This is a genomic window from Pontibacillus sp. HN14 (assembly GCF_021129245.1).
In the GTDB taxonomy this organism is placed as follows: Bacteria; Bacillota; Bacilli; order Bacillales; family BH030062; genus Pontibacillus.
This window is the reverse complement of the sequence record NZ_JAJOLR010000007.1, coordinates 164,424-176,600: the sequence shown is the minus strand read 5'-3', so window position 1 is coordinate 176,600 and position 12,177 is coordinate 164,424. Positions and strand designations below refer to the sequence as shown.

Annotated in this window: 15 protein-coding genes; 9 read left to right on the top strand and 6 right to left on the bottom strand. The window is 41.5% G+C overall.

What is annotated here, in order from left to right:
- The first annotated feature begins 312 nt into the window (after nt 1-312).
- Both LQ226_RS18465 and LQ226_RS18460 read left to right on the top strand, forming a co-directional pair.
- Nucleotides 313-1,203, top strand: coding sequence for an SGNH/GDSL hydrolase family protein (locus tag LQ226_RS18465; RefSeq protein WP_231419518.1), 891 nt, complete (start codon nt 313-315; stop codon nt 1,201-1,203).
- Nucleotides 1,204-1,230: 27 nt separating this feature from the next.
- Nucleotides 1,231-1,872 carry a YpmS family protein gene (locus LQ226_RS18460; protein WP_231419517.1) on the top strand — a complete coding sequence of 214 codons (642 nt, stop codon included), beginning with the start codon at nt 1,231-1,233 and terminating at the stop codon, nt 1,870-1,872.
- A 78-nt stretch (nt 1,873-1,950) separates the two neighbouring features.
- Here the strand turns inward: LQ226_RS18460 and LQ226_RS18455 are convergent, their stop codons facing one another.
- Entirely contained in the window at nt 1,951-3,501 is a 1,551-nt protein-coding gene (locus LQ226_RS18455) for a glycine betaine uptake BCCT transporter (protein WP_231419516.1), read from the bottom strand.
- A 240-nt stretch (nt 3,502-3,741) separates the two neighbouring features.
- Between LQ226_RS18455 and LQ226_RS18450 the strand changes: the two genes are divergently transcribed.
- Entirely contained in the window at nt 3,742-4,182 is a 441-nt protein-coding gene (locus LQ226_RS18450) for an Hsp20/alpha crystallin family protein (RefSeq protein WP_231419515.1), read from the top strand.
- 33 nt (nt 4,183-4,215) lie between these two features.
- Here LQ226_RS18450 and LQ226_RS18445 read toward each other — a convergent pair whose 3' ends face one another.
- The gene (locus tag LQ226_RS18445; protein WP_231419514.1) at nt 4,216-4,689 is read right to left on the bottom strand and encodes an Hsp20/alpha crystallin family protein; all 474 of its coding nucleotides are present in this window, start codon (nt 4,687-4,689) and stop codon (nt 4,216-4,218) included.
- 33 nt (nt 4,690-4,722) lie between these two features.
- Here LQ226_RS18445 and LQ226_RS18440 point away from each other — a divergent pair, with 33 nt between their 5' ends.
- The 3 genes from LQ226_RS18440 to LQ226_RS18430 are packed head-to-tail and all read left to right on the top strand — an operon-like array spanning nt 4,723 to nt 5,565.
- Nucleotides 4,723-4,926: a hypothetical protein gene (locus LQ226_RS18440; RefSeq protein ID WP_231419513.1), complete on the top strand. Its 204-nt coding sequence runs from the start codon at nt 4,723-4,725 to the stop codon at nt 4,924-4,926.
- Nucleotides 4,926-5,270, top strand: a complete 345-nt coding sequence (locus LQ226_RS18435) for a hypothetical protein (RefSeq protein ID WP_231419512.1) — start codon at nt 4,926-4,928, stop codon at nt 5,268-5,270. The genes LQ226_RS18440 and LQ226_RS18435 overlap by 1 nt, the downstream gene beginning before the upstream one ends.
- Nucleotide 5,271: 1 nt before the next feature.
- Complete coding sequence (locus tag LQ226_RS18430; protein ID WP_231419511.1) at nt 5,272-5,565, top strand: hypothetical protein; 294 nt, start codon at nt 5,272-5,274, stop codon at nt 5,563-5,565.
- Here LQ226_RS18430 and LQ226_RS18425 read toward each other — a convergent pair.
- Nucleotides 5,544-5,795, bottom strand: coding sequence for a hypothetical protein (locus LQ226_RS18425; RefSeq protein WP_231419510.1), 252 nt, complete (start codon nt 5,793-5,795; stop codon nt 5,544-5,546). The genes LQ226_RS18430 and LQ226_RS18425 overlap by 22 nt on opposite strands.
- A 9-nt stretch (nt 5,796-5,804) precedes the next feature.
- Complete coding sequence (locus tag LQ226_RS18420; RefSeq protein ID WP_231419509.1) at nt 5,805-6,050, bottom strand: hypothetical protein; 246 nt, start codon at nt 6,048-6,050, stop codon at nt 5,805-5,807.
- Nucleotides 6,051-6,199: 149 nt separating this feature from the next.
- Here LQ226_RS18420 and LQ226_RS18415 point away from each other — a divergent pair, with 149 nt between their 5' ends.
- The 3 genes from LQ226_RS18415 to LQ226_RS18405 all read left to right on the top strand — a co-directional run bounded on the left by LQ226_RS18415 (nt 6,200) and on the right by LQ226_RS18405 (nt 9,079).
- On the top strand, nt 6,200-6,346 hold the full coding sequence (locus LQ226_RS18415) for a hypothetical protein (RefSeq protein ID WP_231419508.1): 147 nt from the start codon (nt 6,200-6,202) through the stop codon (nt 6,344-6,346).
- A gap of 744 nt (nt 6,347-7,090) precedes the next feature.
- A complete protein-coding gene (locus LQ226_RS18410) occupies nt 7,091-7,705 on the top strand; it encodes an NAD(P)-dependent oxidoreductase (RefSeq protein WP_231419507.1) in 615 nt (204 codons plus the stop codon).
- 195 nt (nt 7,706-7,900) lie between these two features.
- Nucleotides 7,901-9,079 carry an MFS transporter gene (locus LQ226_RS18405; protein WP_231419565.1) on the top strand — a complete coding sequence of 393 codons (1,179 nt, stop codon included), beginning with the start codon at nt 7,901-7,903 and terminating at the stop codon, nt 9,077-9,079.
- Between the two features lie 410 nt (nt 9,080-9,489).
- Here LQ226_RS18405 and LQ226_RS18400 read toward each other — a convergent pair whose 3' ends face one another.
- Nucleotides 9,490-10,809 (bottom strand): UDP-glucose dehydrogenase family protein, encoded by a 1,320-nt coding sequence (locus tag LQ226_RS18400; protein WP_231419506.1) that lies wholly within the window; start codon nt 10,807-10,809, stop codon nt 9,490-9,492.
- A gap of 25 nt (nt 10,810-10,834) precedes the next feature.
- Nucleotides 10,835-11,974 (bottom strand): glycosyltransferase family 4 protein, encoded by a 1,140-nt coding sequence (locus LQ226_RS18395; RefSeq protein ID WP_231419505.1) that lies wholly within the window; start codon nt 11,972-11,974, stop codon nt 10,835-10,837.
- Nucleotides 11,975-12,177: the final 203 nt, after the last annotated feature.

The window sequence follows — 12,177 nt, the reverse complement described above, 5'->3', positions numbered from 1 at the left end:
TTTTCTAAAAGAACCAAATACTGGACAATCCTTTATTTTTCTATTTTTCAGATCATTATAGCGAAATGGGCTTGTTTTTTGGATGAGCCTAGAAAAGATTGCTTCATTTGGTTCTATTTAAAGACATATACCCGTTTTTACTTTCAATGTGCTCATTAACCTCAGTTTTTTTTTCATTTCACTCGAAAAGGTATGTAAAGAGTTGGCTCATTTCTCATATAATATAGGTAATATATAGCCGATTTACACTATATAGAAATGAAAATGCATGTTATGATACGATACAATCGATAATTGTCAGGTGTGATCGACATGAAACGAATTGCGTTAACCATTATATTCTTATTCAGCTTCCTCATCATTCTATTCTATTGGGTTGGAAATGAGGCAAGGCTCAGTGACTCTTCCCTTTCCCAAGATGGAACAGAAGAATCTTCTATACAAGCCATAGCTGAAGAAGAGGAAGAAGAAGAAAAGACTATCACAGAAGAAATTAAAGAAGCTGTTTCTACTGTGTTAGAAGGCGCAAAAGAAATCTTTGTGAAAGATAATATAAATATTGTAGCGATCGGAGACTCCTTGACCCAAGGTGTTGGAGACAGTTCAGGAAACGGTGGGTATGTAGGGATTATTGAAGAAACGTTACAAGAGAACAACCAAGATTTTCAGATTCAGAATTTCGGCAAACGAGGAAATCGAACCGATCAATTATTAGATCGACTAAAAGAGGAAGAAATTGCAGCCTCTCTACAAGAAGCTGACGTCGTAGTCATTACGATTGGGGCAAATGATATTATGAAAGTTGTTAAAAACAACTTCACTTCACTTGCCTACGATGACTTTCGATCGGAATTACCTCAATACGAGGATCGTTTATCTTCCATATTTAAAACGATTCGTTCTTTAAACGAGGACGCTCATATTTACTTAGTAGGATTGTTTAATCCCTTTGAACAATACTTCAGCGATATTCCAGAGCTTGACCAAATCATTTACGACTGGAACCGCACTAGTAAAGATGTAGTGGACCGTTATTCAAATGTGAACTATATTCCAATTAAAGACTTGTTCAGCGGATCCTCTGAAGATCTCTATTACGAAGATAATTTTCATCCAAATCTTAAAGGGTATCGCTTAATGGCTGAGCGGATCTTATCTTATTTGAAAGATGAAATTGTACATCAGAATGAAGAAGAAATTTAAAGACATCAGTTAGATTGGAGATGTCATATGTTTGAGGCGATTAAAATTAATAACAAGTGGAAATGGTTATTCTTTATTTTAGCGACGATTAATGCCGGAATTATTATCTGGCTTCTCTTACTTGTGTATTTACCCACTTCATCAGGACCTGTACCTAAATCGATGCCATTTAGTGATAAGAGGGCTGAATTTACGGTGATGTCGAGCAAAGAGAACTTAAATCAAATCATTAATAGTTATTTAGTAGAGATATCGAATGAGCAGTCCATTGATTATTCTGTATCTCTAGAAGATGATGTCGAGTTAACAGGTACTATTATTGCCTTTGATAAAGAACTTCCATTAACGATGAAATTCGATCCAGTCGTACAGAAGAACGGGGATCTGGTGTTGCAACAAAAGTCCATAACACTTGGTCGTCTTCATCTACCAAACAAGAAAGTATTAGACTATATCAAGGATAATTATCCAATGCCAGAATGGATTATCGTAAATCCTGATGAAGAAAATCTATATGTAGCGGTTACCCAAATTGAGCCAGGTTATGAACTAGGCCTCCGGGCATCAACGTTTAATTTAAAGAAAGACCAGCTCGCTTTTGAACTAACCGTTCCACATGAAACATTTGGATTTAAACAAAGCTCCTGGCTTAAGAAACTAATTAAGTAACAAGGCACCTTACCGTGATGCCTTTCTAAAAGAGAAACAAGCGCTTAGAGGACAAATCCTCTAAGCGCTTGTTTTCTTTTACGATCCTGTATTGGCTGATTGGTCTGAGCTTGATGAAACGGATTGACCTTTCTTCAACGCTTGATAATCTTCCGTTAAAGCCTTATAGAATGAATAGGCCATCATTAGCATAATCATTGAGAACGGGAAGGCTGCTGAGATTAAGGCGTTTTGAAGTCCTTGTAACCCGCCCGTATAAAGTAAAATCGCTGCCGTAGCTGATTGAGCAATACCCCAGCTAAATTTAACTGTTTTAGGAGGATTTAAAGAACCATTTGTACTTTGCATTCCGAGTACGAATGTAGCGGAATCGGCTGAAGTGACAAAGAACGTTCCAATTAGGCAAAGAGCAATAATGGACGTAATCGTTCCTAATGGGTATTCCATTAACGTTCCAAACAAGGCTTGTTCTCTGGCTAATCCAGCAATATCCGCTGTCCCTGCCTGCTCGACGTTAATAGCTGACATGCCAAATGTTGCGAACCACAGAAAACTTACAAGAGAAGGAACCACTAGTACTCCGATTAAGAATTCTCGAATCGTACGGCCTTTTGAAACACGTGCAATAAAGATCCCAACAAATGGAGACCATGCAATCCACCAAGCCCAATAGAAGATCGTCCAGTTTTGAATCCACGTTTGTTCCCCATCATTCTGCGGAGAAAGTCTGAAGCTCATATTTCCAATGTCTCTGATATAAGACCCAATTGTGTCTGTAAATACATTCATAATGTTTAACGTAGGTCCCACGACTAATACGAAACCAAATAATAACAGAGCAAGGATTAGGTTCGTATTACTTAAATATTTAATTCCTTTACTTAAACCTGTATAGGCTGAAATCATAAATAGAACGGTTACAACACCGATGATCACGAGCTGCACCCAGAATTCGTCTGGTGTATCTAATAGGAAGTTGAGCCCTCCATTAATTTGAGCAGCACCAAAACCAAGTGTTGTTGCCACCCCTACGACCGTTGCAAATATAGCAATAACGTCGATCGTTTTCCCAATAGGCCCTTTCGTCTTCTCCCCTAAAATAGGGGTTAGTGTTGCACTCACAAGTCCAGGTGCCCCTCGACGGAATTTGAAGTAGGCTAAGGTCATCGCGACAATGGCATAGATCGCCCATGCATGAATGCCCCAATGGAAATAAACGAATTTCAATGACTCGTTTAAAGCCTCTGGCGTTCCTGTTTCAGCTGTAGGTGCATTTTTTACATAGTGAGAAACGGGCTCTGCTACTCCCCAGAACACAAGTCCAATCCCCATACCTGCACTAAACAACATCGCAAACCAAGTTGGCATACTATATTCAGGTTCATCATCTGGCTTTCCTAATTTCATCTTTCCATAAGGACTAATGATCATAAAGATACAAAAGAGCACAAAGATCGCAACCACAATTAAGTAATACCACCCAAAGTGAACGGCTAAATAATTTCTGATTGATTGGGTTACACTTTTTAAGTTATCCGGTACTGCAACCCCCCATGTGACGGATGCTGCAACAATTGCAATGGTTATCCAGAATACTGGTGAGACTTTTTTTGCTAGTGATTTACTCAAATAATTACTCCTCTCCGAAAATTTATCTTGGTGTTATGTAGATCGATTGTTGGGAAGTTTTAGTGTCCTATACCTTTACCCCCTAAGTGGTTCAGTAAACAAGTTGATTATTTTTAACAAGATTCGGAATAAACGGAACGAACGTAACATTCTTTATAAAAGCATCCTTTTAACTAAAAAAATTACAATCATGAAACAAGAACCCCCTAACATATATTTAGGAAGAAGAGGTGATGCCTTTTGAAGGAAAAGCAATCTCAGGTAAACTGGGAAAAGTTCTCGAAGACCATTGACCAAGTGCTAGGCCAAGACTTTTGGGATGATATGCATCATGTTATTCCAAAGAGAGGACCCGCTTATGATCTCTATGATGCAGAAAACCATCTCATTGTAATCGTAGACCTTCCGGGGCTTGTCTCATCTGAGCACCTTACTTTAAAACAAAATGGAACCAACCTAATTCTAGAAGGGCATGTCCCTGTAGCTTACCAAGCCTCTGACCAACAAACCCTTCATAAAGAACGATTCCAGGGTCATTACAAACGAACCATTCGGATCCCCTTTCACTTCACACCTGATGAAGTAACTTCTTCTTACAAGAATGGATTATTAGAGGTACGGATTCTTAAGCACAAAGACGAGGATACCATCCCCATTCATATGGAAGTAAACGAGGAATAAATAAAGAAGAGCCCCATCTTAATGGGGGCTCTACTAGTATTGAATGTAAATATCACGGGTATCTTCTCTGGTATTTCGAGCAAGACGGACTTCTAGCAGTCCTTTTTTATATTGTGCGTGCACTTGCTTCTGATGGGGTTGCTCTGGTAAAGAGATCGTTTGAACGTCGCCTCCAGCCAATCCATGAACATATAAACGGCAGTTCCCTAACGACAATCTCAGCGCTTCAACATCAATCCCTTCAGGTATAGGAATCTTCACAACATAGTAATGATGAAGTTCTACTAGCTCATAGTCCAGTTGTTTAGAATGCTTAGATGGAGAGTGTTCAATAGGCATTGAACGTTTTTCATTTCCGAGTGGGTGACCCAGGGCTTGCTGAATCGTTTCTTGTATATACGTATCGATTGAGGATAAATCAAATGGTGCATTTCCTGTACCCGAGAAATTTCCCATCGTTTTTTGCATGGATTGTATCTGGTTAAACCAGTCGTTAAACTGTTTCATTGGTTAATCCTCTCTTCTAAAGGAGGTGTAAGCGTGAAAGACCTGCATATTGAACACTTTTCTGTAGAGAACATTACCCATTCGTCTGGAATTTTCTCTGGAACCAATGTCCAATCATCTTTCTCCTCCTCCACACATATTAATGAAGGAAACGGCGCCATCACAGGTGAAAGAAACCAAATGGCTCACAACCACCATGTGATTATAAGTCGCCCAAATGATCAGGATGATCAATAATGGGTTGGTTCCAGTCCAAAAAGAATAAAGAGTTAGAAAAGAAAATCTTAGAGTTAGAGTTGGAAATCAGACGATTAAAAAGCAATGAGTATGTTCCTGAAAAGGTAACGAAGGAGTATCATTTTCACATTGAACACATCGACATTCACAATCCAAAACTAGATGACCTTTCCTTCCGTTTAGACTCACTGGATATTGAAGAATTGAGTGGTTCTTTAAATATGGGCAACAATTTCTCCAATTCTCCTGAACAGAAACAAAAGAGGGATAAGAACTCTGAAAAGAAAACCATTTCTTCCACTCGAAACGGGTACGCCATCACCTTTCCACACAAGGAGGACTGATATGGCCTTTCTTTCACCTAACTTTTTCATACGCTCTATTCGAATTGGAACCGTTGAGAGCGCATCTTGCGTAAATTTTGGAAACAATGCCCCTAATGGTTTTGAAAGTACTAAAAAACATAATCAGGGGTTTGGCTCCATTCACGGTGACGGAAATGATGTTAAAGGCATTCGTTCCCTATTGAATGATTCATCTTTCATGGATTTACTCTCACAGTCTAAAGATCATGAAATCCCTCAATGGCTTCAAACAGCCATTGAACAGAAAATTGCTCAAGAAGGTGTGGAAGAATGATTCGATGAACCTGAGCTAGATGACGTGTTTATAAATGGAGCATCCACAACATCATCGTCATAGATCACGTTCACATTATGATGAATGATGTTGTAATGCCCTACTACCGTTCCAAGCGCATAATTTTCTTTTGATTGGGTTTTCCAATAGTTCTGGGCATTAACCCCTACGAAAATGCCCGATCCAGCATGAATACTGTTCACATTAATGGAATCAAAACAAATGGTCATAGTTCCTCCTTAATACTGAACATTAGGCTGCGGGTTCGAGATCTCAGGGTTCGTAACCGGTGTATCTACGACATCATTGTCGATTAGGTTATTAAAGTTATTAATGGCAATGACAAATCCAATTGGCAACCCGGCTGAATAGTTATTTTTTCCCTGCCAGGACCAATCAGCTTGGTTGTTCTGACCTGTAGCAATGGTTGAGTTATCGTTTATGGCATTTACAGCAATCTGGTTAAAGACTACAGAAACAGGCATTCGCTCACTCCTCTTAGTGTTATATGTACCTAGTGTATTCGATTGCGTATGAGGTGTGCGATGTAAGGTGGTTTAAAAAATTTAAATAAACATCTTGACCATTTGTGTGAGAAGAGTATGATTAAAGGATAGATGAAGGAGGAATACTTATGGCATGGTTGCATACCATTCATACGATGAGATTTGTTCTGATTGGACTATTTTCTCTAACCGCCACAAGTCTTTTTGCATTTCAGTCTGTTGAGATTGTAGAAGCATTTATGGAATTATTCACTGACTTATTCCGAAAAAAATAATTAGATAAACTAGAGGGTTATTCTTAAAAAGAATAACCCTCTTTTTTTAGATGTGGGTTTGTTAGAGACTCGAAGCTGTGAGAATGTTTCCGTTCGCTGTAATTTGAGCGTAAGGTGGGCCTGGAAACCACTCGCTTTCCTGTGGGGAGCTGGTGAGCCTCCTCAGCCGGCATAGCCGGACTCAGGGGGTCTCTCATCACCTAGATTGAAATGTGCAAGCGTGGTGCCTAGGACCGTACGGATAAGACAGCTTTTTGGAAAAGGCGTTTAGCCTTTGGAAAAAAGATGCCTTATCGCGCTAGGTCCTCCACGCTGGAACTAGACTGGCTCTTCTGCCCACGGGAGGCTCGCAGTTTCCAGGCCCACCTTTGCCATATTTCAGTGAATGCAAACATGCCATTTAAAACCTTCCTTGAAACTAGCCTCAGGGCCGTTCCCCCTTTTATAGACAGGGCTTGCCCGGGGACTGCGAGACTCCCGCGGGGCAAGGAGCCTAGGGGAGACCCCACAGAGAGCGAAGCGAACGAGGAGGCTTCCCAGCTCCCCGCAGGAAAGCGAGTTGTCCCCGGGCAAGCCCAAGCACTCATACACGCAACGGCACCCACCAAAGCGAATTGTCCTCGAGCAAGCTCATGCACTCATTAATCTTAATGGACCGTTTGCTATACCCTATTATTTCTCCACCTCTTCTCCCAAATGTTGCTATAATGAACTAAACAACGTAAAGAAAGCGGGTGGAGAGGTTTGAATATTATTGTATTTGGTGCATCAGGTGGGACCGGAAGAGAAGTGGTCAAGCTTGCTCTTGAGGAAGGGCATCGTGTCACGGCGTTTGTGAGAACTCCTTCGAAACTTACGATTCAGCATCCCCTCCTTCAGAGAGTAGAGGGAAATGGGTTAGATCGTGAGCGAGTGATCGAGGCGATTAAAGGGCACGATGCTGTTATTTCTGCTCTTGGTACGGACGGGTTAAAGAAAACTACTGCTCTTTCTGAGATCACGTCTCATATTTTAGCCGGGATGAAAGAACATGATGTATCCCGTATTGCTTATACGGCTTCTGCCGGTATCGATAACGAAATTCCAGGGTTTACAGGTTTCATGGCTACAAAAATCTTAAAGAATGTACTAGCGGATCATAAGCGTGCGGTCGATTTACTAAAAGAAAGTGGTACAGAGTGGACGATTGCGCGTCCTTTACGATTAGAAGATGGAACGCGTACGGGTGGTTACCGTATGGAAGCTTCAGGGGTTCCACAAGGTGGTAAGAGCATTTCGAGGTCAGATGTTGCCCACTTTCTTCTAAACTCTGTTACCAAACAAGATTATATTTTCCGTTCTGTCGGACTAGCCTATTAAATACTTGCTTCCCCCTTCATGAGTCATGGAGGGGGAAGCCTTTTTTTGGTGGATGTTCTCCTCTTTGGAATCTCAAAATTTTCTATTTCCCCTCCTCTCTGGTATGATATTTAGGAAGTCGAAATATCGCCTGGAACGAAAGAAGGGTCAAAAATTCAAAATCAAGAAAAAGTGTCAAAACAGAACCTACTGATTATGTGGTTTGCCAACTTTTTTATTGCCGGAAGCATGACCATGGTTATGCCGTTCTTATCCCTTTATATTGAATCATTCGGAAACTTTTCAGAAGCCTATGTCCAGCGTTGGTCTGGTTTAACATTTGGCGTTACATTCTTTACAGCTTTTTTGTTCTCCCCTATTTGGGGACGATTTGGAGACCGGTATGGTCGTAAAACGATACTTGTCATCTCAGGAGTAGGACTGGCTATAAGCGTTTTGCTTATGGGATTTGTCACCTCCGTTTTCCAACTGTTCATTTTACGTTTGTGTATGGGTGTGTTTACTGGATTTATCTCCACATCTCAAGCCCTTATTTCTACGCAAACACCTAAGGATTTATCTGGACAAGCTCTTGGTACTTTGCAAACAGGAAATGTAACGGGGAGTTTAATGGGGCCTTTATTTGGAGGAGTGTTAGCTGATAGCTACGGATTTTCGAGCACCTTTCAACTTACCTCGATTACGTTATTTATCGCCGCTATCTTCGTATTACTTGGTGTACGGGAATTTCGTATCGAGACAGAAGATGAGGGGCAGGAAACCTACTCACGGAAAGAGGTTATCCGTCATATCCTCTTAAATCCAATATTGGTTACAGTCATGGTCGTATCCATGTTCGTGCAGATTGCGCACTTTAGTATTCAGCCCATTCTTGCTTTGTTTGTAAGCGAAATTCATGGAACAGCTAATTTAGCCTTGTTTTCAGGAATTGCCTTCTCAGCAGCCGGGGTCGGCAACTTACTCATGGCGAGAAGATGGGGGAAAGTGGCTGATTCCATTGGGTATGAAAAAATTCTTGTCTTCCTTTTAATTGCTTCAGGGATTGTTTATTTACCAGGGGCCTTTGTAACGAATATATGGCAACTGATGATTTTACGATTCTTACTCGGAATTACAATTGGAGGCATTATCCCTGTACGAACTGCTTACATCCGCCAAGTCGCTCCCGTCTCTATTCAAGGAGAGGTACTCGGATACAGCACAAGCCTTCGCTTTTTAGGAAACATCATAGGCCCCGCACTCGGCGGTCTATTAGCAGGAGCCTATGGATTCACATCCGTCTTCTTTACAACGACGGTCCTATTGTTACTAAGCGGCTTAAGCCTTGCTTTAATGATGCACAGACAACCCACAACAGCCAACCACTACGGGTAAGATACAAAAGCGCATGCGCCCGGTTAGCAACGTACAGACTGGACCGTACCGCAGTGAGATAAAGGAAACACGTTGAGCCTCTGGCGAATCGATGTTGACTTATCGACCGGAGGTAAGGGAAGTCTGCTAGTTGCTGGGCGCTGGAGCTGGACGTCATCAAAAGCGCAAGCCACCCGGTTAGCCCCGTATAGACTGGACCGTACCGCAGCGAGATAAAGGAAACACGATGAGCCTCTGGCGAATCGATGTTGACTTATCGACCGGAGGTAAGGGAAGTCTACTAGGGGCTGGGTGGCTGGAGCTGGACGTCATCAAAAGCGCAAGCGCCCGGTTAGCAACGTACAGACTGGACCGTACCGCAGTAAGATAAAGGAAACACGTGTAAAAGCAAAGCGCCACCTTTACATTTCTTATGTAAGGGTGGCGCTTTCTGTTTGTCGGATTACCGGACGACCTACTGAGTAATACTCTATACGGTGTTTTTTAACCTGCTCAAGGTCATAACAATTTCGTCCATCAAATATAATCGCTTCGTCCATTAATTCTTCGTAATAGTGTAACGGTAGTTCTTTAAATTCATCCCATTCTGTCACAATAATAGCTACCTCTGATTCTGATAACGCTTCTTCTACATTCGAGGCAAACGTAACGGCCGGAAAGTACTCTTTCGCTCGCGGCATCGCAATTGGATCATAGGCTGTGATGGAAGCCCCTTCTCTTAATAAGCGATCGATGATAACAAGGGAAGCAGCTTCTCTTAAATCATCTGTTCCGGGTTTGAAGGATAATCCTAACACAGTTACGCGCTTACGAAGTAAGGTATCAAAACGCTCTTTCATTTGGTCCACTAATTTATTTTGCTGCTTGTTATTTACGTGGATAACGGATTCTAATAGTTCAAAGCGGTGTTCCACATGCCCTGCCATCTGCACGAGTGCTTTTGTATCTTTTGGGAAACATGAGCCTCCATAGCCGATTCCAGCCTGGAGAAATGATGGAGCAATCCGTTGGTCCATCCCCATTCCATTCGCCACATCTTCTACGTTTGCCCCCACCTTTTCACAAATCGACGCAATCTCATTGATAAAACTAATCTTCGTAGCGAGAAATGCATTAGATGCGTATTTGATCATCTCTGCACTTGCCAGATCTGTTGTCATAATCGGAATTTGTAATGGGGTATACATCTCCATAATAAGTTGACTTGTTTCCTCATGATTAGCTCCAATGACGATTCGATCCCCTTCGAAGAAATCCTTCAGAGCGCTGCCCTCGCGTAAAAATTCGGGGTTCGATGCGAGTTCAACCGGATGAGGGGTTCGTTCTTGTACATATTCATGCAATTTCTCACAAGTCCCTACTGGAACCGTACTTTTTACTACAATGGTTACAGGTTGTTGAACTGTATGAGCGATTCTTTCCGCTGCTTGATATATAAAAGTCAGGTTGGCTGATCCGTCTGACAGCTGTGGTGTGCCTACAGCTAGCATAATAATCTCAGCGTCCTGAAGCTCTTCATAATTAGAGGTAAACGTAATTCTATTCTGTCTTTGGTTCTCTTGAATCATAGGCTCGAGACTTTGTTCGTAAATGGGAGACTGTCCCCTTCGTAAAGAATCAATTTTTTTATGATCGATATCGATGCACGTGACCTGATGTCCGATATGAGCTAGGCCCACGCTAGTCACCAGTCCTACATATCCAGCACCCACTACTGCAATCTTCTTCATCTCTCGTCCTCCTCCCTTCTTCTATTTAAGCATAGGAAGCAACCGGATCGTCAATCGCCATCTCATATTGCAGTAATAATTGATCAAAGATCGAGCTCCATGAGCAACTTTTAGCGTACAAGCATGCCTGAACTCCCATTTCTTTTAAAGTTTCTTCGCTCTGAAGTAAATCTGTAATCGCCTCAACAAATTCTTCTACATGACCAGGTGTACAAAGTTTTCCATTCTTATTATGTGTAATAATTCCTTGTACACCACCTGCTCTAGAACCGATTACCGGTGTACCAGTAGCCATTGATTCTAGAACAACATTTCCAAACGTCTCCGTGCTTGAAGGGAAGACCATAAGAGAGGATGAAGCATAAATTTGAGCCAAACGCTCACCTTCCACATAGCCTGTGAAGGTCATATTTTCAGGTGCTTGTTTTTTTAACTCAGAGGCTAGCGGGCCATCACCAGCCATAACCCAGTGAACCTTACCTTGTAAGGATGCCGGCAATGAGGCGACAACCTTCATTAACACATCAAGGTCTTTCTCAAGCGCAAGCCTTCCCACATAACTTAAAATAAAAGGCTCATCGATATTATATCTCTCTCGAATGGTAGAGGTTCGATAGTTGGGGTGAAACAGCTGACAATCGACTCCCCGGCTCCATATACTTACATTTTGAAAACCACGTTGAATCAGTTCTCTCTTTGTATCTTCAGAGGGAACAAACGTCTTCCGAAACGGCGCATGAAACCAACGCATATATCTCCAAATCATTTTTGATAATAGAGGGAGCTCGTAATAATCTAAATAGCGGTCAAAATTCGTGTGATAAGAACCGACCATAGGAATGCCTAATTTCTTTCCATAATAGAGGCCTGTGAATCCAATATTAAAAGGTGTGGCGATGTGAATAAGATCAGGTTGAAAGGCTTCTAATTGCTTTCGGACACTCGAAATATTCGGTAATGATAATCGACATTCAGGATAAAGATAAAAAGGAATACTTCTAAAGCCTTGAATGTGTTCCGGATTTGCATTTTCTTGGTTTCCATCCGGAGCAAAAACGAGGTACTCTATTCCTTGATCATCAAGATAGTTCACAAACCGTTGAAGGGTTTTCGCCACGCCATTGACTTGAGGAGTAAAGGTATCTGTAAAAAGAGCAACTCTCATTATTCTTCCTCCCTCTAACTCGTAGTACTCAAAAAGTTGTTGTTACTATAAGTATAGAAAGAGTATATGGAGAAAGAATCAACGTACTGTAAAAATTGCTTCATGAACTTCGTCAAAATGTGAGTTCTTTCTTTTATCCACATGTGGATAACCTTTTGCTATGAACACTTCTGTATTCTTGTGGATAATCCCTTTCAACGCTA

Coding starts and splice junctions, on each gene's coding strand:
- LQ226_RS18460 (WP_231419517.1), top strand. CDS start 1,231: ATGTTTGAGGCGATTAAAATTAATAACAAGTGGAAATGGTTATTCTTT.
- LQ226_RS18405 (WP_231419565.1), top strand. CDS start 7,901: ATGTGGTTTGCCAACTTTTTTATTGCCGGAAGCATGACCATGGTTATG.
- LQ226_RS18420 (WP_231419509.1), bottom strand. CDS start 6,050: ATGCCTGTTTCTGTAGTCTTTAACCAGATTGCTGTAAATGCCATAAAC.
- LQ226_RS18400 (WP_231419506.1), bottom strand. CDS start 10,809: ATGAAGAAGATTGCAGTAGTGGGTGCTGGATATGTAGGACTGGTGACT.
- LQ226_RS18425 (WP_231419510.1), bottom strand. CDS start 5,795: ATGACCATTTGTTTTGATTCCATTAATGTGAACAGTATTCATGCTGGA.
- LQ226_RS18445 (WP_231419514.1), bottom strand. CDS start 4,689: ATGAAACAGTTTAACGACTGGTTTAACCAGATACAATCCATGCAAAAA.
- LQ226_RS18465 (WP_231419518.1), top strand. CDS start 313: ATGAAACGAATTGCGTTAACCATTATATTCTTATTCAGCTTCCTCATC.
- LQ226_RS18430 (WP_231419511.1), top strand. CDS start 5,272: ATGGCCTTTCTTTCACCTAACTTTTTCATACGCTCTATTCGAATTGGA.
- LQ226_RS18435 (WP_231419512.1), top strand. CDS start 4,926: ATGGGTTGGTTCCAGTCCAAAAAGAATAAAGAGTTAGAAAAGAAAATC.
- LQ226_RS18395 (WP_231419505.1), bottom strand. CDS start 11,974: ATGAGAGTTGCTCTTTTTACAGATACCTTTACTCCTCAAGTCAATGGC.
- LQ226_RS18415 (WP_231419508.1), top strand. CDS start 6,200: ATGGCATGGTTGCATACCATTCATACGATGAGATTTGTTCTGATTGGA.